The organism is Paenibacillus daejeonensis DSM 15491 (genome assembly GCF_000378385.1).
Lineage (GTDB): Bacteria > Bacillota > Bacilli > Paenibacillales > Paenibacillaceae > Paenibacillus_D > Paenibacillus_D daejeonensis.
In genome coordinates this window covers 772,452-798,468 of the sequence record NZ_KB899659.1, presented here as the reverse complement: position 1 = coordinate 798,468, position 26,017 = coordinate 772,452, and the positions used below count along the sequence as shown (strand labels likewise).

General features: G+C 54.4%; 24 protein-coding genes. All 24 read left to right on the top strand.

All coding sequences use genetic code 11. The features are described from left to right. Positions 1-32 precede the first annotated feature (32 nt). Entirely contained in the window at positions 33-1,523 is a 1,491-nt protein-coding gene (locus tag F556_RS0103880; protein ID WP_020615586.1) for a UDP-N-acetylmuramoyl-L-alanyl-D-glutamate--2,6-diaminopimelate ligase, read from the top strand. After that, the gene (locus F556_RS0103875; protein ID WP_020615585.1) at positions 1,520-2,926 is read left to right on the top strand and encodes a UDP-N-acetylmuramoyl-tripeptide--D-alanyl-D-alanine ligase; all 1,407 of its coding nucleotides are present in this window, start codon (positions 1,520-1,522) and stop codon (positions 2,924-2,926) included. Before F556_RS0103880 ends, F556_RS0103875 begins: the two co-directional genes overlap by 4 nt. 13 nt (positions 2,927-2,939) lie before the next feature. Next, entirely contained in the window at positions 2,940-3,902 is a 963-nt protein-coding gene (gene mraY, locus F556_RS0103870; RefSeq protein ID WP_020615584.1) for a phospho-N-acetylmuramoyl-pentapeptide-transferase, read from the top strand. 49 nt (positions 3,903-3,951) lie between these two features. Then, a complete protein-coding gene (murD, locus tag F556_RS0103865) occupies positions 3,952-5,382 on the top strand; it encodes a UDP-N-acetylmuramoyl-L-alanine--D-glutamate ligase (RefSeq protein WP_020615583.1) in 1,431 nt (476 codons plus the stop codon). 46 nt (positions 5,383-5,428) lie between these two features. Next, complete coding sequence (gene spoVE, locus F556_RS0103860) at positions 5,429-6,526, top strand: stage V sporulation protein E (protein WP_020615582.1); 1,098 nt, start codon at positions 5,429-5,431, stop codon at positions 6,524-6,526. 8 nt (positions 6,527-6,534) lie between these two features. Further along, on the top strand, positions 6,535-7,644 hold the full coding sequence (gene murG / locus F556_RS0103855) for an undecaprenyldiphospho-muramoylpentapeptide beta-N-acetylglucosaminyltransferase (protein ID WP_020615581.1): 1,110 nt from the start codon (positions 6,535-6,537) through the stop codon (positions 7,642-7,644). 189 nt (positions 7,645-7,833) lie between these two features. Beyond that, on the top strand, positions 7,834-8,739 hold the full coding sequence (murB, locus tag F556_RS0103850; protein ID WP_020615580.1) for a UDP-N-acetylmuramate dehydrogenase: 906 nt from the start codon (positions 7,834-7,836) through the stop codon (positions 8,737-8,739). 15 nt (positions 8,740-8,754) lie between these two features. Continuing rightward, entirely contained in the window at positions 8,755-10,038 is a 1,284-nt protein-coding gene (murA, locus tag F556_RS0103845) for a UDP-N-acetylglucosamine 1-carboxyvinyltransferase (RefSeq protein WP_020615579.1), read from the top strand. A 29-nt stretch (positions 10,039-10,067) separates the two neighbouring features. Next, complete coding sequence (locus F556_RS37600; RefSeq protein WP_157272603.1) at positions 10,068-10,247, top strand: hypothetical protein; 180 nt, start codon at positions 10,068-10,070, stop codon at positions 10,245-10,247. Continuing rightward, positions 10,247-11,005, top strand: a complete 759-nt coding sequence (locus F556_RS0103835) for a cell division protein FtsQ/DivIB (protein ID WP_020615577.1) — start codon at positions 10,247-10,249, stop codon at positions 11,003-11,005. The genes F556_RS37600 and F556_RS0103835 overlap by 1 nt, the downstream gene beginning before the upstream one ends. A gap of 238 nt (positions 11,006-11,243) precedes the next feature. Then, on the top strand, positions 11,244-12,485 hold the full coding sequence (gene ftsA, locus F556_RS0103830; protein ID WP_020615576.1) for a cell division protein FtsA: 1,242 nt from the start codon (positions 11,244-11,246) through the stop codon (positions 12,483-12,485). 14 nt (positions 12,486-12,499) lie between these two features. Next, the gene (gene ftsZ / locus F556_RS0103825; protein ID WP_020615575.1) at positions 12,500-13,615 is read left to right on the top strand and encodes a cell division protein FtsZ; all 1,116 of its coding nucleotides are present in this window, start codon (positions 12,500-12,502) and stop codon (positions 13,613-13,615) included. 461 nt (positions 13,616-14,076) lie between these two features. Then, complete coding sequence (gene spoIIGA / locus F556_RS0103820) at positions 14,077-15,015, top strand: sigma-E processing peptidase SpoIIGA (RefSeq protein ID WP_026297094.1); 939 nt, start codon at positions 14,077-14,079, stop codon at positions 15,013-15,015. A gap of 28 nt (positions 15,016-15,043) precedes the next feature. Further along, a complete protein-coding gene (gene sigE / locus F556_RS0103815) occupies positions 15,044-15,766 on the top strand; it encodes an RNA polymerase sporulation sigma factor SigE (RefSeq protein ID WP_020615573.1) in 723 nt (240 codons plus the stop codon). A gap of 210 nt (positions 15,767-15,976) precedes the next feature. After that, positions 15,977-16,759 carry an RNA polymerase sporulation sigma factor SigG gene (gene sigG / locus F556_RS0103810; RefSeq protein WP_020615572.1) on the top strand — a complete coding sequence of 261 codons (783 nt, stop codon included), beginning with the start codon at positions 15,977-15,979 and terminating at the stop codon, positions 16,757-16,759. 640 nt (positions 16,760-17,399) lie between these two features. Further along, positions 17,400-18,071: a hypothetical protein gene (locus F556_RS0103805; protein WP_020615571.1), complete on the top strand. Its 672-nt coding sequence runs from the start codon at positions 17,400-17,402 to the stop codon at positions 18,069-18,071. A gap of 261 nt (positions 18,072-18,332) precedes the next feature. Then, complete coding sequence (locus F556_RS0103800; protein ID WP_026297093.1) at positions 18,333-18,608, top strand: YlmC/YmxH family sporulation protein; 276 nt, start codon at positions 18,333-18,335, stop codon at positions 18,606-18,608. 48 nt (positions 18,609-18,656) lie between these two features. Further along, positions 18,657-19,511, top strand: coding sequence for a peptidoglycan editing factor PgeF (gene pgeF, locus F556_RS0103795; protein ID WP_020615569.1), 855 nt, complete (start codon positions 18,657-18,659; stop codon positions 19,509-19,511). A gap of 16 nt (positions 19,512-19,527) precedes the next feature. Beyond that, positions 19,528-20,226: a YggS family pyridoxal phosphate-dependent enzyme gene (locus tag F556_RS0103790; protein WP_020615568.1), complete on the top strand. Its 699-nt coding sequence runs from the start codon at positions 19,528-19,530 to the stop codon at positions 20,224-20,226. Next, a complete protein-coding gene (locus F556_RS0103785) occupies positions 20,226-20,690 on the top strand; it encodes a cell division protein SepF (RefSeq protein WP_020615567.1) in 465 nt (154 codons plus the stop codon). The genes F556_RS0103790 and F556_RS0103785 overlap by 1 nt, the downstream gene beginning before the upstream one ends. Before the next feature lie 7 nt (positions 20,691-20,697). Next, the gene (locus F556_RS0103780) at positions 20,698-20,970 is read left to right on the top strand and encodes a YggT family protein (protein WP_020615566.1); all 273 of its coding nucleotides are present in this window, start codon (positions 20,698-20,700) and stop codon (positions 20,968-20,970) included. 18 nt (positions 20,971-20,988) lie between these two features. Next, a complete protein-coding gene (locus tag F556_RS0103775; protein WP_020615565.1) occupies positions 20,989-21,771 on the top strand; it encodes a YlmH family RNA-binding protein in 783 nt (260 codons plus the stop codon). 83 nt (positions 21,772-21,854) lie between these two features. Further along, positions 21,855-22,346 carry a DivIVA domain-containing protein gene (locus F556_RS0103770; RefSeq protein ID WP_020615564.1) on the top strand — a complete coding sequence of 164 codons (492 nt, stop codon included), beginning with the start codon at positions 21,855-21,857 and terminating at the stop codon, positions 22,344-22,346. Positions 22,347-22,914: 568 nt separating this feature from the next. Next, positions 22,915-26,004 (top strand): isoleucine--tRNA ligase, encoded by a 3,090-nt coding sequence (gene ileS, locus F556_RS0103765; RefSeq protein WP_020615563.1) that lies wholly within the window; start codon positions 22,915-22,917, stop codon positions 26,002-26,004. Positions 26,005-26,017 lie beyond the last annotated feature (13 nt).

Here is a 26,017-nt window from a genome sequence, read left to right as displayed (position 1 = left end):
GCAATAATGACCAATAGAAAGGAATGAGCGGTATGCGTATGGATGAACTGGCGTCTCTGTTATTGACCTCCCAGTGGCACGGTAGTGGGGAGGGGGTCACCATCAGCGGCATCCGGATCGACTCCAGAAAGGTCGAACCAGGGGATCTGTTCATCTGTCTGCCCGGTCATACGGTAGATGGACACGATTATGCGGCACAGGCTGCCGAGCGCGGCGCTGTAGCACTCATCGTCGAACGGCCACTGCCCGTGAAATTGCCACAGCTGGTTGTCAAAGACAGTCGTCTTGCTATGAGTGTCCTGGGGAGCCACTACTACGGCTATCCGAGCGAGCAGATGCGGATGATTGGCATCACGGGAACCAACGGCAAAACAACAACCACGTATCTGATTGAACGACTGTTGGAAGACGCAGGCCATCGCGCGGGCGTCATCGGCACGATCGAAATGCGCTATGGCGGACGCTCATTGCCGATGTCCGGAACAACGCCGGAATCACTGGATCTGCAGCAATCGCTGGCAGACATGGCAGCAGCGGGCATGGGCTACTGCGTCATGGAGGTGTCTTCCCACGCACTCGAGCAGGGGCGGGTCAAAGGCTGCCGATACCGGAGCGCCATTTTCACGAATCTGACACAGGATCATCTCGATTACCATGAGACGATGGACAACTACGCAGCGGCCAAGAGCCTGCTGTTCTCGCGGCTTGGCAATAGCTATGCGGCGGAAGAGACACAGCGCAGCTACAGCATTATCAACGTGGATGATCCGTATGGCGCGACGCTTGCCCGTTCGGCAGCAACGGAAGTTATTACCTATGGCATTGAATCACAAGCCGATGTACGGGCCTCGGAAATCACGATTTCAGCCAAAGGTACTTCGTTCCGGTTGACAACCTTCCGTGGTGCTTGTCAGGTGCACATGCGGCTGGTCGGCAAGTTCAACGTCTACAATGCGCTGGCTGCAGTAGCTGCTGGACTGGTAGAAGGACTGGAGCTGGATGGCATTCGGGAGAGTCTGGAGCAAATCTCGGGGGTGCCCGGTCGTGTTGAAGCGGTTGATGCCGGTCAGCCTTACGCGGTTATCGTTGACTATGCGCATACGCCGGACGGTCTGGACAATGTGCTGAAGGCCGTGAAAGAAATCGCGAAAGGCCGCGTCATCTGTGTCTTTGGCTGCGGTGGTGACCGTGACCGCACCAAACGGCCGATGATGGGTCAAATTGCCGCCAGCCATGCTGACTATGTCGTGGTCACCTCGGATAATCCGCGCAGCGAGGATCCTCAGCGAATTCTGGAGGACATCAAGGCGGGGCTTGTCGAAGCAGGTGTATCCGAATCCCGTTACGTCCTGGAGGTTGACCGCCGCAAAGCCATCAAAAAAGCGGTTGATATGGCAAGCTCTGACGATGTAGTATTGATTGCGGGGAAAGGTCATGAGACCTATCAGATCATCGGAGCCGAGACCTCTGTGTTTGATGACCGTGAAATCGCCGAACAACTGATAAGGAGCCAAAAATCGTGATACATAAATCCATTGCAGAGCTGGCTGCCCTGTGCGGAGGCCGGCTTCACACCGCCCATGCCGGAGCGGGCCAAGAGCGAATCGCCGGCGTTAGTACAGATACACGCACGATTGCGACCGGTCAGCTGTTCGTCCCGCTGATCGGGGATCGCTTTGACGGTCATGCGTATGCGGTGGCTGCCCGCGAACGTGGAGCGGCAGCTGCGCTGTGGCAGGAGGACCATGAGCTCCCTGCCGCGCTGGCGGACTGGCCTGTGATCCTCGTCGAGGACACACTGGTAGCGCTGCAGCGGATGGCTGCTGCATACCGCAGCGAACTGTCGGTGCGCATCGTAGGCATTACAGGCAGCAACGGCAAGACGACGACCAAGGACATGGTGGCAGCCGCGCTCGCCACCGTTTTTCGTGTCCATAAGACCGCTGGCAATCTGAACAATCATATCGGGCTGCCGCTCACTGTACTGGAGATGGATGAGACGACGGAGGCTGCCGTGCTGGAAATGGGCATGAGCGGCTATGGCGAGATTCAGCTGCTCTCGGAAATTGCTAGACCGGATCTAGCGATTATTACCAATATCGGAGATGCGCATATGCAGCAGTTGGGATCGCGCGAGGGGATAGCCAAGGCCAAGCTGGAAATTGCCGAGGGACTGAAGCCGGGCGGCACACTGCTGCTTAACGGGGATGAAGCACTCCTGGCTGAAGATGCCGTCTCGCTGCCAGCCGGGATACAGGTACTTCGTTTCGGACGCCAGCCTGGCAATGACTATGTTGTGCTGCCACAGCGCATGGATGCGGCTTCGTCTTCATTCAGTCTGCACGACCGTGCCGGAATGCTAACCGAGCTGTCTGTGCCAGCCGCAGGAATTCATAACATGATGAATGCCACAGCCGCCGTTGCTGCCGCTCTGGAGCTAGGCGTGCCTTACGAGCAGATTGCGGCAGGCTTGGCAGGCATGGAGCTGAGTGCGATGCGCATCGAGAGAAGCGAGGCCTTCAATGGCGCAACGGTGCTTAATGATGCGTACAATGCGAATCCAACAGCTATGCGCGCGGCTATCGATCTCGTTGAGCAGCTGCAAGGTTATCGGCATAAATGGCTGGTCCTTGGCGATATGCTAGAGCTAGGTGATCAGGAAGAAGAGCTGCATCGCGGGGTGGGGCGTTACATCACACCGGTCAAGGCGGATCAGGTGCTAACGTTCGGTCAGTTGGGAAGTTATATCGCTGAAGGAGCGGCCGTTGCCTTTCATGCCGACCCGGAAGCAGTGAAAGCCTTTGATGACAAAGAGAAGCTCGCGACCTGGCTGCGTTCGCAGCTGGCGCCGGAGGATCTGGTGCTGGTCAAGGGCTCGCGTGGAACACGTATGGAACAAATCGTACAGGCGATACAACATCGATGAAGGGGGTGAGCTGATGGACATGAAGGCCATTTTGCTAGCGATTGGCGCATCATTTCTACTTGCAGTTATTATCGGGCCTTTGTTCATTCCGCTGCTTCGTCGATTGAAATTCGGACAGGAAATCCGCACCGACGGGCCGCAAAGCCATCTGAAGAAAAAAGGCACACCTACAATGGGCGGCATTATTATTATGCTTGCGCTGTTTATTTCATTTTTGAAGTTCTCCGACAAATCATTAGCTTTCTGGGTGCTATTAACCGCATCGCTGGGCTTTGGTCTGGTCGGATTTTTGGATGATTATATCAAAATTGCTTTGAAACGCTCGCTGGGACTTACGGCTCGCCAAAAATTGGCCGGGCAACTGCTGTTTTCTATTATCGTCTGCGTGCTGCTCTATATGATGGATCACAGCACCGCGCTGCTCGTGCCGGGCACGTCCTGGGAGCTGGATCTGGGCTGGTTCTACTACGGCTTGGTGATCATTATCATGTTCGGCACGAGCAACTCGGTGAATTTCACGGACGGGGTAGACGGGCTGTTGGCAGGGACCAGCGCACTTGCATTTGGAGCTTATGCACTTATCGCTATGCAGTTGTTTGAGCAGGAGAGCGCCATCTTCTCCGCTGCCATGATCGGGGCGGTACTCGGCTTCCTGGTCTTCAACAAACATCCAGCCAAGGTGTTCATGGGGGATACCGGATCACTGGGGATCGGAGGCGGTCTCGCTGCTGTAGCAATTCTGACCAAGTCTGAATTACTGCTAGTCATCATCGGTGGCGTGTTCGTCATTGAAATGCTGTCCGTTATTCTTCAGGTCGGCTCGTTCAAGCTCCGCGGCAAGCGGATCTTCAAGATGAGTCCGATCCATCATCATTTTGAGCTGTCCGGCTGGTCGGAATGGCGCGTCGTCACGAGCTTCTGGTTCGTAGGGCTGATTCTGGCGGCAATCGGTCTGCTGCTGCACAGAGGCTTCTGAACGTAAACATTCATGCAGTGCAGATAATTGAAAGAGGAGTGTATGCATCATGAACCATCCGTCAGCCTATGCCCAGCGACCGGTTGTCGTACTGGGTCTGGCCAAGAGCGGCGTGAGCGTCGCCAGAATATTCCATGATTTGGGAGCCTTCGTAACGGTCAATGACCGCAAGAGCCGGGAGGAGTCGCCGGAGGCGGCGGAGCTGGAAGCGTTGGGGATTCCCGTCATCTGTGGACATCACCCGGAGGACTTGATTACTTCCGAGACCGCACTTGTTGTAAAAAATCCAGGCATTCCCTATCACATCCATCCGCTGCAGCAAGCAGCGGAGCTGGGGATCGAGGTCGTCACCGAGGTAGAGGTGGCCTGGCATCTGTCAGTGGCGCCGATGATCGGCATCACCGGTTCCAATGGCAAGACAACAACAACGACCTGGATTGGCGACATGCTGGCGGCTGTTGGTATGCGTCCGCTCGTTGCAGGCAATATCGGGCGCCCCCTTTGCGAAGCGGCGGTTGAGGCAGCCAAGGACGACTGGATTGTCGCCGAGCTTAGCAGCTTTCAATTGAAAGGGACAAGCGCCTTCAGGCCGAAGATCAGCCTGATGCTGAATCTCGTCGAAACCCATCTGGATTATCATGGCTCGATGGAGGATTATATCGCTTCCAAGCAAAAACTGCTTGCCCATCAGACGGCAGATGATATCGCCATATTGAATTGGGATGATCCGATCTGCCGCGCCATGGCGGAAGCAACCGCTGCCCGCGTGCTGCCCTTTTCAACGAAGCAGGAGCTGGAGCAAGGCGTGTTCGTGCGCCCTCCGTATCCGCAGACTGCTCTTGGCGAAGCAGACGAAACCGAACGCGAGCTTGTGTGGCGGGACGCGAACGGTCGTGACCATCGACTGGTTGGCGTGCATGAACTGGGGATTCCGGGGCGTCACAACGCGGCTAACGCTATGGCCGCGGCCGCAGCTGCGATTGCTGCCGGCGCTGCGCCGGAGCAACTGGAGCTGCCGTTGCGCGAGTTTCACGGCGTCGAGCACCGGCTGGAATACGTACGCACCCATAAGGATGTCCGCTACTACAATGATTCCAAAGCAACCAATCCGACAGCGACCACCATGTCTGTCGGTTCCCTGCAAGGTGGGATTGTTCTAATTGCCGGAGGACTTGACCGGGGCTCCGATTATATGGAGCTGCTGCCGCTGTTTCGGGATCGTGTCAAGGCGCTTGTCGCCATCGGGCAGACGCGCGACAAGCTGGCGGGAGTTGCCGCCCAGGCAGGTTTAGCAAGCATCCAAACGGTCGAACCTGAAGAGGATGCCGAAGCTACGCTCCGCACCGCTGTCAGGATCGCCGCCGCAGCTGCCGAAGCCGGTGATATTGTGTTGTTGTCGCCGGCCTGCGCAAGCTGGGATATGTTTCCGTCCTACGAGCATCGCGGGCGCATGTTTAAAGATTCGGCGCATACCTTGTAAGAAGAGGGCCTGTCCCTACTTCTTCATGTAAAGGGTGTTGTGCGTGATGACAAAAGCCCGTTCTGCTCCCGATCTGTGGATGATCGCAGCCATTGTAGTGATCCTCTCCATTGGCCTGGTTATGGTGTACAGCGCTAGCGCCGTGCTCAGCTTCAATGAGTTCGGCGATGCTTTCTATTATGTGAAGCGCCAGCTGTTATTCGCCATACTCGGCCTAGGGGCCATGTTTCTGACGATGAATACGGATTACACTGTGTGGAAGAAGTTTTCCAAGCCGGGCCTGATTCTCTGTTTTGTGCTGCTGGTACTGGTGTTGATCCCGGGGGTTGGCATCGTACGCGGCGGCGCTCGCAGTTGGCTGGGCATCAGCTCTTTTGGCATCCAGCCCTCGGAATTTATGAAGCTGGCCATGGTCATCTTCCTGGCCAAGTTTCTGTCTGACCGGCAGCACAAGATTACATCGTTCACCACAGGCTTGCTGCCGCCGCTGGGGATGCTGGGGGCTGCATTCGGTCTAATCATGCTACAGCCCGATCTGGGAACGGGTACAGTCATGATGGGCGCTTGTATGCTGATGATCTTCGCTGCAGGCGCTCGGCTGGCTCATCTAGGCTCGCTGGCATTGACGGGGTTGCTTGGTCTGGTAGGCCTGGTGCTGGCAGCCCCTTACCGTATGGCCCGCATTACTTCATTCCTAGATCCCTGGAGCGATCCGCTGGGCTCCGGCTATCAGATCATTCAGTCCCTGTATGCGATCGGGCCGGGCGGCTTGGTTGGTCTGGGATTGGGGATGAGCCGGCAGAAGTACAGCTATCTGCCTGAGCCACAGACCGATTTTATCTTCTCGATCATTGCCGAGGAGCTGGGCTTCATTGGCGGTACGACGATCATTCTGCTGTTCCTTATCGTTGTGTGGCGTGGCATCCGAACGGCCATCACCGCACCGGATGCGTTCGGGAGTCTCCTGGCCACCGGCATCACCGGCATCGTCGGCGTGCAGGTCCTAATTAATGTTGGCGTGGTCATCGGCATGATGCCGGTTACGGGCATTACCCTGCCATTGGTCAGCTATGGCGGATCCTCGCTGACCCTGCTGCTGACGGCACTTGGCATATTGCTTAATATATCCCGATATTCGAGGTGATTCCTAACATGCGTATTGTATTGACCGGAGGCGGCACCGGTGGGCATATCTACCCGGCGCTGGCCATCGGCAGGCAGGTGCAGCAGTCCGACCAGGGCAGCGCACTGCTCTATATTGGGACCGAGCGCGGCTTGGAGAGCCGCATTGTTCCTGAGGCGGGGCTGCCGTTCGAGGCCATCGACATTACCGGCTTCAAGCGCAAGCTGTCGCTGGACAATGTCAAGACGGTACTGCGGTTTCTCCGCGGAGTTCGTCGCTCCAAGCAGCTGCTGCGTTCCTTCAAGCCTGATGCGGTTGTAGGAACCGGCGGTTATGTATGCGGGCCCGTCGTCTATGCCGCGGCTGCACTTGGTATCCCGACGCTGATTCATGAACAGAATGTAGATCCGGGACTGACCAATAAATTTCTAAGTCGCTATGCTTCGGTGGTTGCTGTCAGCTTCGAAGCATCGAAGCCGCGCTTCGGGGATCAGGCGAAGGTTGTGTACACTGGCAATCCATGTGCCACGGCAGTCCTGCAAGCAGAGCGGGGGCGGGGATTAGCCTCGCTAGGGCTGCGTCCGGGGAAGAAGCTGGTCCTCTGCGTGGGGGGCAGCCGAGGGGCGAAGGTCTTCAATGAATCCATCATCGACATGGCGGATCAGTTGGCTAGTCTGCCCGAAGTAGAGCTGGTATTTGCCACTGGCGAAATCTATTATGAGCAAACCATGCAGCGCTTGGAAGCCCGGCAGGGCGGTATGCCAAGCAATCTTCATGTCCGGCCTTATATTCATAATATGGCCGAGGTGCTGGCCGATACCTCGCTGGTCATCAGCCGTTCGGGGGCGTCCTCGCTAGCTGAGATTACGGCGCTCGGGCTGCCATCGATCCTCGTGCCTTCACCCAATGTGACGGCCAATCATCAGGAGGCCAACGCCCGCAGTCTCGTAGATGCCGGAGCCGCGGTAATGATTCTGGAGCGCGATCTCAGCGGTTCTGCACTGCTGGAGAGTATCCGCACCATTACCTCCGATGCTTCACGCCTCTCGGAGATGGGCAAGGCCTCCCTGGGGCTCGGCATGCCGGAAGCCGCCATCCGAATTGCGGCCGAACTGCAACGCCTGAGCGCGCGTCCATGACGGTAATGGGCGATTGTCACACTACTATGACACCAGGCATAAGATGGGGTATAATCGCGATCGCTTCTAAGATTGAACATGCGTGTTCAGGAAGCGTACCGGTTGTTACATCCGAGAGTCGGAGCACGGCAATTGCCCGCACCGGTTACTTATGCCGTATAGCTTAACAGCAAGAAGGAGGTACAGCTTATGCAGCAGATCATTCAACTAATCGAAGACAACGACTGGGGAGAAGTCAGACGCGAAGAGCCGTTGGCCAGCCATACGACATGGAAAATTGGCGGACCGGCGGATCTGCTGATCATTCCCTCCAGCGCAGAGGCGCTTACGTCCGTAATCGGGCTGCTTCATAAGCACGGCGTGTCTTGGACTGCTTTGGGGCGCGGCTCCAACATGCTGGTCAGTGACCGTGGCATTCGCGGCGTCGTCGTGAAGCCAGGCGCGGGTCTGGACTATGCCCGATTTGACGGGAATCTGGTTCATGCCGGCGCTGCGCATTCCTTCATCAAACTTTCTGTGTTGGCTGGAAAAGCAGGGCTGACCGGACTGGAATTTGCAGGGGGTATTCCAGGTACAGTTGGCGGTGCGGTCTATATGAATGCCGGCGCACACGGCTCGGATGTGTCACGTATTTTGCAATCCGCGGAAATTGTACTGAAGAACGGAGAATTGGTCCGATACGGCCGAGAGGAAATGGGCTTCTCTTATCGGCACTCGATTCTGCAGGAGCAGCAGGGGCTCGTCATTAGCGCGACCTTTGAGCTGGAAGCGGGCGATCGCAAGGAGATTGCCGCTGCTATGGCGTCCTACAAGGACCGCCGGCTGCGCACGCAGCCGCTCAAAAGTGCAACCTGTGGCAGCGTGTTTCGCAATCCTCCGGGGGATCATGCCGCTCGTCTGATTGAAGCAGCAGGGCTCAAGGGACTTCGTTCCGGCGGGGCCGAGATATCGGAGCAGCATGCCAATTTTATCGTGAACACAGGGCAAGCGACCGCAGAGGATGTTCTCACCCTCATGGGGCAAACGCAGCGCATCATCAAGGAACGCTACGGAATTGAGCTGGTGCCGGAAGTACTGGTGGTGGGTGAGCGGTAAATCGGAGGTGATAGATTGGACAAATTGGTGATTGATGGCGGGAAACCTCTCTCAGGATCCATTGTAATCCAAGGCGCAAAAAATGCCGCATTGCCGATCCTGGCAGCCAGTATGCTGGTCAAGGGTGCTGTCACGCTTGATCATGTCCCGCGGCTGCTCGACATTGAAGTGATGCTGGAGATTCTGCGCGAACTGGGTTGTCGTGCGGATCATAACGGTCACACCGTCGCGCTGGATACGGCTTCGGCTCATTCCGCACACGTGCCGGAAGCGCTGATGCGTCAAATGCGTTCATCGATTTTTCTGATGGGGCCGCTGTTGGCCCGGTTCGGCAAGGTAGAGATCTATCAGCCTGGGGGCTGTGCGATCGGAGAGCGCAAGATTGACCTGCATCTGCGGGGGTTGCAGATGCTGGGAGCGGACATCGAGGAGCAGGGCAGTCGGATCATCTGTCGTACGCAAGGACTGGTAGGCGCAGATATCCATCTGGACTTTCCTTCTGTAGGAGCAACTGAGAATCTGATGATGGCCGCTGTGCTGGCTGATGGTGTGACAACCATAACAAATGCCGCACGAGAACCGGAGATTCAAGACTTGCAGCAGTTCCTTAATCACCTGGGGGCCAAAGTGAGTGGTGCCGGGACAGATACGATCACGGTCGAAGGGGTACAGTCACTCGTTCCAGGCCGCTATAAAATCATTCCCGATCGTATCGTTACCGGAACCGTCATGGTCGCCGCAGCGGTGACTGGAGGGCAAGTCGTCCTGCACAATACGAACCCCGCTCACCTGACGTCGCTTATTCATGTGCTGCGCCGGGCCGGAGTTGAAGTGGCTGCTGACGGTGATATAATTAAGGTCACCAGCAATGGACGTCCGCAGGCAATCGAGCGAATTGTCACATCGCCTTATCCTGCCTTCCCGACGGATCTGCAGTCGCAAGTCATGGTGCTACTGTCTCTCTCAAGTGGTGTAAGTGTCATGAAGGAGACGATCTTTGAAGGCAGATTCCGCCATGTCGACGAATTGTCGCGGATGGGGGCAGATATCCGTGTGGATCTGAACAGTGCGTTTATCCGGGGGGTACCGAGGCTCTATGGTGCAGCCGTTGAAGCGACAGATCTGCGGGCTGGTGCTGCATTGGTCATTGCCGGCCTGGCTGCGCATGGCAAGACGATTGTAGAGCAGATTCATCATATTGATCGCGGCTACGACCGGATCGAGACGATGTTTTCCCGTCTGGGAGCACGCATTACAAGATTCTCCTCAGTTGGCGGCAGCCAGTCGATCTCTGGGTGAGAGAGGCACTTCTACATCCGCCAGTTCGGATGACTATGCCGGTTTCCTTGCGAGAGTGGAGGAGCCGGATGTTTTTTGGCGGCGGGACGGACAAGTCCTCCTGCTGGAGAGGCGAGCTGTTGCGGCCTGCGACAGCGCAGCGATTGCAGAATTCTGCAGCCGCTGCGCTGCCGCAGGCAGGAATCACGAAGAGAAGGGGGAGAGAGTGATGTCCGATCATATACCGGTCTTGCGGGAACCACAGGCCAGACGCCGCAGCAACCGCAAGCTGATAGCCGTTCTCTTCCTGTTATTTCTTATTTTATTATCCGTTCTATTCTTTAATTCTTCGATTAGCAAAATTTCATCTATCACTATCTCAGGCAATTATTTTGTTACCGATGAAGAGATTCTAGATGCTGCGACGCTGCATGTAGGGGATGCGTTCTTTGGCTTCAGCACGGACGAAGTGAGCCGGCAAATTGAAGAGGGTCTGGACCCGATTCAGGGCGCAGTTATGGCCAAATCCTTCCCTGGCAAGGTAAGTATTCACGTCCAGGAATACCCGACGGTGGCCTTCGAAATCTCGGCGCGCGGCGAGATGACGGCGATTCTGGCGGGGGGCGCCCAAGTCGATTTGCAAGGCAGAGAGTATGTAGTGGACAAGCCTGTGCTGTCCATGTGGGAAGCGGATGATCCGCATAAGCAGGAGCTGAGTCGGTTGCTGGGAGAGATTCCGCCCGAGCAGCTTGCGGATTTCTCAGAAATTATCCCTTACCCGTCCACTTCCTATCCGGATCGGATTAAAATTTACACGCGGACGCAATTTGAGGTCATTACGGCCATTTCGCTGCTGCGGGACAAGCTGTCCACGCTTCATGCCGTTGTCGAGACGCAGGAGCCCGGAAAGCTGACTCTGCTGCTTGCGGATACGTATACGCCTTATGTTCCGGAGCCGTCAGAAAGTGAAGATTCTAATGAAAATTAGACTACTCAATACCTTTAAAGAGTGGTAGAATTTTATTTATGGAGTTTGCAGGCTCTTCGCGCAATTGAAGGAGAGCGGAAGCCTTATCTGTCGCGGGTTTCACCCGTCTGGATGGCATAATGTTCCTGGGTAAAAATATTGTTGAAAAAAGAGGGATAATATAAAGCGCGTTGAATAAGTAGATTCAGTGTGTTGAAAAGAGCAAAATCAATTTCTTACGAAACGGAGGTGCCGCAGGTTGAGCAGCAGCGACATCATTGTTAGTTTGGACATCGGTACATCCAAGGTACGAGCTATTATTGGCGAAATTACAAATGGTGCCATTAATATTATTGGTGTTGGATCTGCCGACTCGGAAGGAATTCGGAAAGGGGCTATCGTTGATATTGACCAGACGGTCCAATCGATCCGCAATGCTGTGGATCATGCGGAACGGATGGTAGGTATTCAGATTACTGATGTGTATGTGGGGATTCAAGGCAATCACATCGGACTGGCGACCAACCATGGCGTCGTTGCCGTCTCCAATGAGGATCGGGAAATAGGCGAAGACGATATCGAGCGCGTGTTGCAGGCTGCCAAGGTTGTTGCCTTGCCGCCGGAACGGGAGATTATCGGGCTCGTGCCGAAGCAATTTTTGGTAGATGGTCTGGATGGCATCTCGGACCCACGGGGGATGATCGGCGTACGGCTTGAGGTGGAAGCCACTGTCATCACAGGGGCCAAGACGGCGATACATAACCTGATGCGGTGTGTAGAGAAGGCTGAGCTGCATATCTCCGGCGTCATCCTGATGTCTCTGGCATCGGGCCAGATGGCGCTGACCAAAGACGAGAAAATGATGGGAACCGTACTTGTCGACGTAGGGGCCGGATCTTGTACGCTGGCCATCTTTGAACAGGGCAGTCTGGTGGCCACATCAACGCTGCCGATCGGCGGCGAGTATGTTACCAACGATATTTCCTACGGCTTGCGGACACAGACGGAGCAAGCCGAGAAGATCAAGCTGAAGTACGGCTGCTCGCTGATCGACAGCGCCGCCGATGACCAGCGGTTCAAGGTCATGCGGATGGGCAGCAACGTAGAGAAGGAATTCACCCAGGTTGACCTGGCCAATATTATCGAACCGCGCATGCAGGAGATCTTTCATCTGGTTCGGCAAGAGGTGCGCCGCCTAGGTTTCGGTGATAAGGTCGGTGGGTATGTATTAACCGGAGGTACGGTGTCCATGGCTGGCGTACTGCCGCTCGCGCAGAGCGAGCTGGAGTCATCGGTTCGCGTCGCGGTGCCGGACTACATCGGCGTCCGTGATCCGGCATTCACCAGCGGTGTCGGTATGATTCAGTACGTATCCAAATATATGCGCAACCGCCCGGCCAACGCCCCGAAGAAATCGGGCAACCGGAAAGCGGCTCCTGCAGAGCCTTCCAAGCCCGGACTGTTTGAGCGGATAAAAAATATGTTTAGTGAATTTATTTGATCGGGGGAAATAGAATGTTGGAGTTCGATTTTGACATGGAGCAGCTGGCGCAGATCAAAGTAATCGGCGTTGGCGGCGGGGGCAGCAATGCAGTAAACCGCATGATCGACAACGGCGTCAAAGGCGTCGAGTTTATAACTGTCAATACAGATGCGCAAGCTCTGCATCTGGCCAAGTCCGAGCATAAGCTGCAGATTGGTGACAAGCTCACCCGTGGTTTGGGCGCAGGAGCTAATCCTGAGGTAGGTAAAAAAGCTGCCGAAGAATCTCGCGACCTCGTAGCCAACACGCTCAAAGGCGCTGACATGGTGTTCGTCACTGCTGGTATGGGCGGGGGAACAGGAACAGGTGCAGCACCGGTCATCGCCGAGATTGCCCGTGAATGCGGAGCATTGACGGTAGGTGTCGTCACCCGTCCATTCACCTTCGAGGGACGCAAACGTTCCGGACAAGCCGAATTTGGTATCGAAGCACTGAAGGACAAGGTCGATACCCTCATCGTCATTCCCAATGACCGCTTGCTGGAGATCGTCGACAAGAAGACTCCGATGCTGGAAGCTTTCCGTGAAGCGGACAATGTTCTGCGTCAAGCGGTGCAAGGCATCTCTGACCTGATCGCAGTACCAGGTCTGATCAACCTTGACTTCGCGGATGTGAAGACGATTATGACCGAGCGCGGCTCCGCCCTGATGGGTATCGGTGTGGCTACCGGTGAGAATCGTGCTGCTGAAGCGGCACGCAAGGCAATCATGAGCCCGCTCCTCGAGACATCCATTGATGGCGCTAGAGGCGTTATCATGAACATCACCGGCGGTTCTAATCTGTCCTTGTACGAGGTCAATGAAGCGGCGGAGATCGTCATCGCAGCATCGGACCCAGAGGTGAACATGATCTTCGGTGCAATCATCGACGAAGAGCTCAAGGACGAAATCAAGGTTACCGTTATTGCTACCGGCTTCGAACACAAAGGTCCGGATCCTGTGCGTCGTGCGCCAGGTCAGCCGGCAGCTGAGTCAACAGGCGAGCAGCGTCAACCGACTTCTACCCCGAAGTCGTATGGCGGACAACCTAGCAGTGACCAATTGGATATTCCGGCATTCCTTCGGAATCGTCCGCGCAACGACCGCTAGACCATTATGTATGAAGTGCAGCTGTGTTTTTTTAGAACCTCCCGGTTCTGAAGAAACACAGCTTTTTTGTCGTTTCGAGGAGAAGTGCCGGAGTAGTAGGGCGGAAGCGCCTCCGTGTGCATCAGAATCCACTCCACTCGGCTGCTTTTGAGTGCTTCGGACAACCTTTTTGATCCAACGCGGTAATTCCTCGACAAAAAAAGATCGGTCATGACGGCATGTTTAGACAGACATTGAAATAGTATTTTACTATACTAGTCTCAATCGTTTCCGCCGGAGGTACCGCCGGTGGTTCATTGACGTCAAGCAAAGTCTCCTGAGCGCTTATCCGATAGCAGGTACAACGAGGTCATGCGTCATGTCCCAGGCCTGGATGCGTGCTCGCTCTGCCGGAGTTTCCGGATTGCCTCTTTAGCGCACCGGGTTGTCCGATTCGCCTGCAGGCAGGAGGTTGAGCCGTTCTGATTGTGTATGTAGACTTGGTGTTTCTGTTGAATCTTGTGATTGACGGCGGACTGCTGGTTGTGACGGCCTGGGTACGAGGCGTACGGTTGCTTAAGCGGCGCTTACTCGCCGGCGCGGTGATCGGGGCATCTTATGCAGCGATGATGTTTTTTCCACCGGTGTCGTTTCTGTTCACGTTTGCCCTGAAGGTTGGATTGTCCCTGCTGATGCTGTGGGCGACGTTTGGATTCGGCGGTCTTCAGCCGTTTGCCAGGCATGTGGCGGCATTTTATGGCGTTAACTTTGCTGCTGCCGGCGCGGTTCTAGGAGGCTACTACCTGTTACAGAGCTCTAGCGAGCTGTGGAATGGGCTATGGTTCACAAGGTCTGGCGGTCTGGGCCTGGAGATGAACCTTGGTCTGGTTCTGCTCTTCATCCTGTTAGCCGCTGGATTGCTCATCTACAAAAGCGTTCTGACTGCACGAAGGCAGCGGGAGCAAGTGATCTCGCATGTGGCGGATGTAACCGTGTATATCGAGGATAAGGAATGCCGCTGCACGGGTCTGGTCGATACGGGCAATCATCTCTATGATCCACTGACCCGCATTCCCGTCATGGTGATGGAAGCTGCATTATGGCAAGATGAACTGCCGCCCTCGTGGCTGGCCCGGATCCGGGAGTCGGAGGTTGATAAGCTGGTCTCGGGCATCGGTGAAGAATCATGGATTTGGCAAGATCGTTTGAGACTGATCCCGTATCGCGGGATTAACCGCGGCACCCAATTCATGTTGGCTCTAAAACCGGATCGTGTGCGGATCGAGCAGGAGGGAAGAACGATTGAAACGCACCGGGTGCTGATTGGTCTGGATGGCGGCAAACTGTCGGCAGACGATGTGTATCAGGCTATTATTCACCCATCGCTCATTTCAGAATCTAAGGAATCGTCGTCTCAATGACGGTTGACGACAGGGAGGAATCGCACGCATGGTTGTGAAGTGGAGATTGGTCCTGCAGTTATATTATTACCGTGTGCTGTTTTTATTCGGGTTAAAAAGCAACGAGATTTATTACATCGGTGGCAGTGAGGCGCTGCCGCCGCCGCTGACGCGTGAAGAGGAAGAGTACCTGCTGGGGAAGCTAACCACAGGCGATGCTGCTATCCGGGCGATGCTGATCGAGCGCAATCTGCGGCTGGTCGTCTACATTGCCCGCAAATTTGAGAATACGGGCATTCACATTGAGGATCTGGTCTCCATCGGTGCGATCGGCCTGATCAAGGCCGTCAATACCTTTGACCCGGAGAAGAAGATCAAGCTGGCGACCTATGCTTCGCGCTGTATCGAGAACGAGATTCTGATGTACCTGCGCCGCAATAACAAGACGCGCTCCGAGGTCAGTTTTGATGAACCGCTGAATATCGATTGGGATGGCAACGAGCTGCTGCTCTCCGACGTCCTGGGCACCGAGAACGATACGATCTATCGCAACATTGAGGAACAGGTGGACCGCAAGCTGCTGCACAAGGCGCTGGAGAAGCTGACCGAGCGCGAACGGATTATTATGGAGCTCCGCTTCGGACTAACCGATGGCGAAGAGAAAACGCAGAAAGACGTCGCAGACCTGCTCGGCATTTCCCAATCTTACATCTCCCGGTTGGAGAAACGCATCATCAAACGGCTGCGCAAAGAGTTCAACAAAATGGTCTGAACCAAGCATTTTAACGAATTTGAACACGGAATGCAACGTTGGATGAGCAGGAATAATTCGGGTATCCAAGGGGATAATGTACAGTAATGTTTCTCCTTGAAATGTAAGCAGTAGATGGTGCCTCATGTACTGACTTATATTTCTCCGGAATGAAACTTACTACGCCGTGAAAGGACGGCGTTAGCCGTTTCACCTTGGGAGGTAATCACGTTGACCCGAAACAAAGTTGAAATCTGTGGAGTGGATACTGCCAAACTGCCTGTCCTCACCAACGCCCAGATGAGAGAGCTGTTCACGGCATTGCAGACCCGGGGGGAATTGTCTGCCAGAGAAAAACTGGTGAATGGCAACCTGAGGCTGGTGCTCAGCGTGATTCAACGCTTTAACAACCGTGGCGAATTCGTCGATGATTTGTTCCAGGTCGGCTGCATCGGACTGATGAAGGCCATCGATAATTTTGATCTGGGGCAGAATGTTAAATTCTCCACCTATGCCGTGCCGATGATTATCGGTGAGATCAGACGGTATCTTAGAGATAATAACCCGATTCGTGTCTCGCGAAGCCTGCGGGATATTGCTTACAAAGCGCTGCAGGTCAGGGACAGTCTGACGAACCAGAATTCGCGCGAGCCCACGATTTTCGAAATCTCTGAAGCACTCAATGTTCCGAAGGAAGATGTCGTGTTCGCTCTCGATGCTATCCAGGATCCGGTATCGCTATTCGAGCCGATCTACCAGGATGGCGGCGATCCGATCTTCGTGATGGATCAGATCAGCGATGACAAGAACAAGGATGTCACCTGGATCGAGGAGATCGCGCTCCGCGAAGCGATGCACAAGCTGGGCGATCGGGAGAAGATGATTCTCTCGATGCGGTTCTTCGAAGGCAAAACCCAGATGGAAGTCGCCGACGAGATCGGCATCTCCCAAGCCCAGGTATCCCGGCTGGAGAAATCCGCCATCCAACAGATGCAGAAGCATGTGAAAACCTAAATAGGGGACACACCCAACAAGGACGGCGCGCAGGCGCCGTCCTTTTGCGTGGTTAGGCGGGCAGTCGGCGGGAGAGGGAGCTGTAAGGCAAGAAACTTTCGTTAGAGGTGTTCGTGCGGCGGGAGAAGGTGCTGTAAGGCAAGAAACTTTCGTTAGAGGTGGTCGTGCGGCGGGAGAAGGTGCTGTAAGGCAAGAAACTTTCGTTAGAGGTGGTCATGCGGCGGGAGAAGGCGCTGTAAGGCAAGAAACTTTCGTTGGAGGTGTGCGTGAGGCGGGAGAAGGCGCTGTAAGGCAAGAAACTTTCGTTGGAGGTGTGCGTGCGGCGGGAGAGGGAGTTGTAAGGCAAGAAACTTTCGTTGGAGGTGTTCGTGCGGCGGGAGTGGATGCTGTAAGGCAAGAAACTTTCGTTAGAGGTGTGCGTGAGGCGGGAGAGGGTGCTGTAAGGTAAGAACTTTCGTTAGAGGTGTGCGCGCGGACGGGAGATTGGCTTGGGAGATTAGGATTGCCGTGTAGTTACCAGTATGATACTATTTCAGGTAAGCACTACATATATTTTCTTTTCGCACGCGTGAAGCACACGCCGCTTGTTTCCTCGGAGACATGCGGCTTTTTTGCGTCCAAAATTAAAGGAGGTAACAACATGGTTAGTTTTGAAGAAGCATACGAGCAGTTTTTGCAGCAGCAGAAAAGTGTAGCGAAGGGCAGTCGTCTGGAGAGGTTAGAAAAAGTCGGAGCAGGTGAAAAGGAATTGCTTCGTCTGATCTGGTCTCTATTCAAATCCTTTGAAGGTTTCCACCTGGAATATGAAATCATCGGTATCAATGGTGTGAAAATCTATCTGGATGTCTTCTATGAGCCGTTTGGTATTGTCTTCGAATGCGACGGCTTTGTGGTTCATGCGGAATTAATTACGAGAGACCGCTTCGCATTCGAGCGGACACGCGTCAGGAGCATGGCTATGTACGGCTTCATCTATGTCCCGTTCAGCTATGACGAGTTGGATAAGAAGACTGACGCTTGTCGTAGATGTATCTATGAGTTGCTGGGTCGATTGAACGCTACTTTTGCAGAGTCGTTTGCAGACCTGACGCTCACAGAAAAGAATATTTTATCTTATGTGTTGTTATTAAACCGTCCCTTTACAATAAAAGATGTAGAGCTCTGTCTTATGAGAAGTCATGTGACCTGTAGAAAATATGTAGTGATGCTGATAGGCAAGCAACTTGTAACCCCCGTTAAAACCAACCGACACAGGTATCACTATTATGAGCTCACCGATCTGGCTCGTGAAGGATTCCAACGCTTGCGGTAGGAGCAGAATGTAAAAGTTCGGAGACGAGCATAATTTAGGCTGCTATATGGACATCCGTGATAAATTTGGGCAATCTGCTGTTACATCGGCTTCAATCACAGTGTGATGTTACCCTCGCATGCCGAATAATAGTCTCAACAACCTTCGTATCGAGTCATCGAGTTCGCAGGGTGATACATATACTGATAGCAGGGAGTCGTCAGCGCTTGTCAGGGGAGAGGGCGGAGGCGGCGGGAAGAGACTGAATAGGCGGTGAAAGCCTTGAAAATATCTGATTTTCAATCCAAAGATGTGATTAATATTGTCGATGGCAAGCGGCTCGGACATGTGAGTGACCTGGAGCTGGATCTGCGGCAGGGGCGGATCGATTCCATTGTGGTGCCAGCGTATACGCGATTTTTTGGCATGATGGGCGGTGGCGCGGATGTCGTTATTCCCTGGCGGAATATTGTCAAAATCGGTGCAGATGTTGTGCTCGTCCGACTGGATGACAGCAAGACCTATCGCTATGAGGAAGAGGAAGGCGAGCATCATTAGAAGCAGGGGCTCTTCCTATGGTACACTAGTACAGAGGTGATGACGGAAATGGAACCATTTGCAGCCTGGTCTGAGAAGACAGGCCCTTCATTATATGCATTACAAGCCTGGATGGAACGCTATCCGGGCTTGACGGCCGGATTCACTGGACGTGATGGCGGCGTCAGTCGCGCGCCGTGGCAGTCGCTCAATGTCGGTCTGCATGTGGGAGATGAGCCAGCGGATGTGGTTCGCAACCGGGAGTTGGTGACAGAGGCGATCGGCTGGCCTGCCGAGTCGTGGACGAGCAGCGAACAGGTGCACGGCGCAGTTGTGCGGATTGTAGGGAATGCTGAGCGGGGCAGAGGACGTCTGTCGCGTGCAGATGCACTCGCCGATTGTGATGCGGTAATCACAGCCGAGAAGGGCATGCTGCTTACCTCCCTGTACGCGGATTGCGTGCCGTTGTACTTTTTTGACCCGAGCCGCGAAGTGATGGCCTTGGCACATGCAGGCTGGAAAGGTACGATGCTGGAGATTGCAGCAGCTACCCTGCAAGAGATGAAAACGGCATACGGCTGTGAACCCTCCGAGGTACTGGCAGCGATCGGTCCATCCATCGGCAGCTGCTGTTATGAAGTGGATGAACCGGTCATTAAGCGAATGGTGCCATTAATTGACGAGTTGGCCCAGCAGGATAAGGCGGACCACCGGGCGATGATCCAGCAGGCGGACTCCGGGAAGGCGCAGCTCAACTTGAAAGAAATCAACCGACAGATTATGATAAAAGCAGGAATATTGCCGATCCATATCGAATTAAGTACGAGATGTACCGGCTGTCAGACCGATCTGTTCTTCTCCCATCGAATGGAAGGAGGCCAGACCGGAAGGATGGCCAGCTGGATTGGCATGGAGATGAGGTGACAACGGCTTGACAACAATGCAGCAACGCATAGATGAAGTAGAACGACGGATACAGCTGGCATGCAGCCGTAGCGGTCGCAGCAGAGACGAGATCAAGGTCATTGCCGTGACCAAGTATGTATCGGAGAGCACGACATTTGACGCGATCCGACATGGATTGCTGCAGCTCGGCGAGAACCGCTGGCAGGATGCCCAGGCCAAGTGGCAAGCCGTGCAGTCAGAGATGGCACTCGAACCAACATGGCATTTTATCGGCTCGCTCCAGACTAACAAGGTCAAGGAAGTGGTGGGCCGGTTCGAGTGGATCCACTCGCTGGACAGGCCATCCCTGGCCAAAGAAATCAACCGCAAGGCGGAACAGTTGGGCATCAGGGTACCTTGTCTGATCCAGGTGAATGTGTCCGGTGAAGATTCAAAGCATGGGCTGCAGCCGGAGGAGCTCCGTGAATTTGCCGCTTCTCTAAGCTCGCTGCCCCACCTGAGACCCGCAGGCCTCATGACGATGGCGCCGTACGAAGCGGAGCCCGAGGAAACCAGGCCGGTGTTCCGGAGACTGCGCGAGCTGCGAGATGAGCTGAATCAGGCGGCTCTGCTGACGGAGCCTTTACAAGAGTTGTCCATGGGCATGTCCAACGATTTTGAGATTGCCGTAGAAGAAGGGGCAACCTGGCTGAGGCTGGGTACCGTTCTGGTCGGCAAGGAGGAGGAAGCGTAATGGGTGTTATGGACCGTATCATGAACTTGTTCGGATTGCAGGAAGAGGAAGTGGTGATTGAACGAGAGAAAGTCACCACGCCTGCTCAACAAGACGAATCGGAGCAAGACAGCAATTCTTTTGAATCGCGCAGGCAGCAGCAGGCGAAGAGCAATAATGTCGTCAGTATTCATTCGCAGAAGAATACCCGTGTTGTACTTATCGAGCCGCGCACCTATGACGAGGCGCAGGAGATTGCAGATCACCTGCGGTCGCGGCGCCCGGTCATTGTTAATCTGCAGCGGGTACGGACAGAGCAAGCGGTCCGTGTCGTTGACTTTTTGAGCGGTACAGTATACGCTTTGAACGGTAACATTTCGAAGCTCGGGCCCAATATTTTCCTATGCACGCCGGATTCTGTTGAAATTCAAGGCACCATTACGGAAATGATGGCAGAGGATGTTGATTACAATAAAATGAGGTGACCTTGCGTTGAGTGAAGCAGCAATTGCAGATTTTATCGGAACCATTAGAACCATTTACACCTTTATGATTATTGGCTACGTGCTGATGTCCTGGCTTCCTAATTTGAGGGAGAGCTTCATCGGCGAACTGCTCGGCAAATTTGTAGAGCCGTATCTGTCCGTATTCCGACGGATTATTCCGCCAATCGGCGGTGTACTTGACCTGTCCCCGATCCTGGCTGTGTTTGCACTGCAGTTCGTGGCCGCTGGTTTGGTAGCTGTTATCAGCTTCTTCTTGTAGAAGAGACTGGAGCGATCTATGAATCACGACATATATGAGCATTTTCATCCCGACGAACGTCCCTTTGTTGATCGTGCATCTGAATGGGTGAACAAGGCCGGCGACTGGCATGAAGTGAAGCGTACGGACTTTCTGGATCCCCGTCAGGCGTTTATCCTGACTACGCTGGTACACAGGCATCCCGATGTCCATGTGAGGCTGGACGGCGGTTATGAGGGCGCTGAGCGGCAACGTGCGGTTATTGCGCCGGATTACCGGCCGCTGGAGTCGGAAGCGATGGGGATCGCCGTTCTCTCCATTGAGGCTAGTGACCGGAGTCCGCTGGAGCTCGATCACGGGGATTACATGGGCGCCATCCTTGGCCTTGGCATCAAGCGGGATCGCATTGGTGATATTCATGTGCACGAGCATAGCTGTCATTGCTTGGTGACAGATGAAATTGCTGATTACCTGAATGTTCATCTCAGGCAAGTCCACCGGGCGAATGTGCTGACCGAGGTTCTGCCGCTGAGCTCCCTGCGTCCTGCATTAGTGGAGCTGGAGGAAATGAGTCTCTCGGTCGCTTCGCTGCGTCTGGATGGAATCGCAAGCGATGTCCACCGGTTCAGCCGGGCGCGGATCGTCGAGCCGATTCGAGCAGGTCGCTGCCGGGTCAATTGGAAGGTAACCGAGGATCCGTCCAAGCAGTTGAAGGAAGGCGACGTCGTCTCGATCCAGGGACTGGGCCGCTTCAAGCTGCTGGAGGTTGAAGGTACCACCAAAAAAGGCCGCATTCGTGTGCGTGCGGGCAAATTTATTTGACGCTTTGAAGGATTTTGCGCCTAATTGTCGAATTGGTTGATGGTACATACGAGGGGATCGTCATTTCGATAGGAGGTGCGCCAGTGCCGTTAACGCCATTGGACATACATAACAAAGAATTCGGCCGCAGACTGCGCGGTTACGACGAAGATGAAGTCAATGAGTTCCTCGATCAAGTGATTAAGGACTACGAACTACTGATTCGAGAGAACAAAGAATTGCAAACTCAACTGCTGACCGTGCAGGAGAAGCTCAATCACTTTGCGAATATCGAGGAAACACTCAGCAAAACGATCATTGTCGCCCAGGAAGCGGCTGATGAGCTTAAGGGCAATGCCAAGAAGGAAGCCCAGCTGATTATCAAGGAAGCCGAGAAAAATGCAGACCGCATCATCAACGATTCCTTGTCGAAGTCACGTAAAGTCTCTCTGGAAGTCGAGGAACTCAAAAAGCAAGCGTCGATCTATCGTTCGCGGTTCCGCATGCTGGTAGAAGCTCAGCTGGAAATGCTGCGTAAGGACGATTGGGATGCCCTCGAGGCGGCACAGCCAGAAGAGGCAGCGGTCGAACGTTGACAAATGACGTGGAACACGATATAACTAAAGCAATAACCGTATGTAATATAACTTCAATGACGAGAACGAGTAAGCTGCAAGGATGATCTCCAGAGAGTCGGCAACTGCTGAGAGCCGATGATCAGACCCCAGCCCAAAATCCTCTCCGAGAAGCAACGCTGAAGCTATTAGAGTTAGGCTGAGTTTACGAAGGTAATTTGAATTGATTGCAATCGATTCAAAGATAGGGCGGTTTTCAGCACCGAGAAGGTTAAGGGAAGTTGGAAATGAGGAGCGGAGCGTAGGTAAGCCTACGTGAGCACCGGAAGTTTCAACTGAGCTTAAGATTCGACGTCGAAACCACTTCCCTGCGTTACTTCGTGATCAAATGCGCCGCTCTTCAAGTAGGTGTTGCCGGGTATCCACCGTTACCATGGAGCGCGGATGACAGTCCGCGACTAGAGCGCCGGCTCACCTGTTTTGGGTGTGTGCCGGAATTAGGGTGGTAACGCGAGCAAGCCTCGTCCCTTTAGGGAGAGGTTTTTTTTGTGTTTTATACAGCTTATACAATCAGAAAGGAATGACGAGAATGCAGCGCGTGGATGTCAAGGAACGCGCCCGTCAGCGGGAGCTGCGGGTACTGGAGCAATGGAAAACGGAGGACACCTTCCGGCAATCGGTAGAAAATCGCGAGGGCAAGCCAAACTTTGTGTTCTACGAAGGGCCACCAACGGCCAATGGCGCGCCGCATATCGGACATGTGCTGGGACGGGTCATCAAAGATTTCATCTGCCGTTATAAAACGATGGCGGGGTACCGCGTCGTGCGCAAAGCGGGCTGGGATACGCATGGTTTGCCGGTAGAGCTGGGTGTGGAGAAGCAACTGGGCATCTCCGGCAAGCAGGAAATCGAGAACTATGGCATTGAAGCATTCGTCAAGAAATGTAAAGCGAGTGTCTTCGAATATGAGAAGCAATGGCGCGAGCTGACAGAAGCGATCGCCTACTGGACAGATATGGATGAGCCGTACATCACCCTCGACAACCGCTACATCGAGAGCGTCTGGCATATCCTCTCCACTATTCATGAGAAGGGGCTGCTCTATCGCGGACATCGGGTCAGTCCGTATTGCCCTTGCTGTCAGACAACACTCAGTTCCCATGAAGTGGCGCAGGGCTACGAGGATGTCAAAGATCTGAGTGCGACGGTCAAGTTCCGTCTCAAGGACCGGGAGGAAGCCATCCTGGCCTGGACGACTACACCATGGACGCTGCCTGCCAATGTGGCGCTCGCCGTGAATCCGGAGCTCACCTACAGCCGGGTCCGTGTGGACGGCGACATTGTCATCGTAGCTGAGAATCTCGTAGAGAGTGTAGTGAAGGGCGAGCATGAAATCATCGGTACCCTCAAAGGATCCGAGCTGGCTGGCCTCACCTATGAACCGCCATTTAACTATGTACCGGTTGAGAAGGGGCACCTCGTGGTTGCAGCTGATTTTGTCACAGATAGCAGCGGTACAGGTATCGTTCACATGGCACCTGCGCATGGCGAGGATGACTACAAGGCGTTGAGACAGCACGGACTGAGCATGCTCAGCGTCGTGGATACGACGGGCCGTTATGTCGAGGCTGTGACTGACCTGGCCGGCCGTTTCGTCAAGGATTGTGACGTGGATATTGTTAAAATGCTCAGTGAGCGCGGCCTGTTGTTCAGCAAAGAGCGTTATGAGCACAGCTATCCATTCTGCTGGCGCTGCAAATCCCCACTCTTGTACTATGCAACTGAGAGCTGGTTCATCAAGACAACAGCTGTCAAGGAGCAGTTGATTGCCAACAATAACGGGGTTGATTGGTATCCTGGCCATATTCGTGAGGGGCGCTTCGGAAAGTTCCTGGAGGACTTGGTTGATTGGAATATCAGCCGTAATCGCTATTGGGGCACGCCGCTCAATGTCTGGGTGTGCGATAGCTGCCATGGCGAATATTCACCAGGCAGCATTGCCGATCTTCGCGAGAAGGCGGTCGGGGACGTACCGGCTGACATCGAACTGCACAAGCCATACGTGGATGGGATTCACTTGAACTGTCCGCATTGCGCGGAAGGCAAGATGACTCGGACGTCGGAAGTTATCGATGTCTGGTTCGACAGCGGTTCGATGCCTTTTGCTCAACAGCACCATCCATTTGAGAACGAAGAGCGCTTCGCCCAGCAGTACCCGGCTGATATGATCTGTGAGGGGATTGACCAGACCCGTGGCTGGTTCTTCAGCTTACTGGCTGTCTCGACGCTATACAACGGCAAGGCACCGTACAAAGCTGTGATCTCGACGGGGCACATTCTGGATGAGAACGGCCAGAAGATGTCCAAATCCAAGGGGAATGTTATTGATCCATGGGAGATCATCGAAGCTTATGGCACCGACGCTTTCCGTTGGGCCTTGCTTGCTGATAGTGCACCTTGGAACAGTAAACGGTTCTCCAAAGGCATTGTGGCCGAAGCGAAGTCCAAGGTCATTGATACCATCGTCAACACCCATGCGTTCTTCGCGCTCTATGCTTCAATCGACGGCTACAAGCCGGAAGAGCATGAAATCCAGGCAACCGAGAACAAGCTGGACCGTTGGATTGTCTCCCGTCTCCACACGTTGATCAAGCAGGTCAGCAAGGGGCTGGAAGCCAACGACTTCCTGAACCCGGCGAAGCAAATCGAAACGTTTGTCGACGAGCTCAGCAACTGGTACATCCGCCGCTCACGCGACCGTTTCTGGGGCAGTGGATTAACTGGCGACAAGGTGCAGGCGTATCAGACGCTGCGTGAAGTGCTGCTGACTCTGGCTGGACTGATTGCACCGTACGCACCGATCTTGGCCGATGAAGTACACCGTAATCTGGGAGGCGAAGGCAGCGTTCATCTGACAGATTATCCAACTGCCAATGAATCGCTGATCGACAGTGAGCTGGAGCGTGATATGCAGACAGCTCGTAGCATTGTCGAGCTGGCGCGCAATGTCCGCAACGAAACTGGCATCAAGACGCGCCAACCGCTCTCCAAGCTGATCGTCTCACTCGATGGCCCGTTTGAACTCGCAGCCTACGAAGAGATCATCAAGGACGAAATCAACGTCAAAGCCATTGAAGTAGAACAGGGCGATAGTGGCTTTGTTGATTTCACCCTTAAGCTTAACCTCAAGCTAGCAGGCCGGAAGTATGGCAAGCAGGTTGGGCCAATCCAGGCTTATCTCAAAGGGCTCTCTTCCGGCCAGACGCGCGATGCGGTTAACAGCGGCAGTCTGACTTATACATCGGATACCGGCGAGGAACTGGTAATCGACAAAGAAGATTTGCTGGTGGAGAAACAAGCGAAGGCTGGCTATGCCGCAGCATCGGGCTATCAGCTGACCGTTGCGCTGCACACGGAGGTCACGCCTGAGCTCATTCAGGAAGGTTGGGTTCGCGAGGTGATCCGGGCGGTTCAGGATACCCGCAAAAAACGCGACCTGCCAATCGAGAAGCGCGTCGCGCTCACACTCGCTGTGGATGATGAGCTGCAAGCAGCGCTAACGGCGTTTGAGCATGTACTGCAGGATAACGTGCTGCTCACCTCGGTTGCCTATGGGGAAGCAGAGGATATGGAACGCGTGGATCTAGGCGATAAAACGATTGGAATTTCCCTTCAATAAAGAGGATATACTG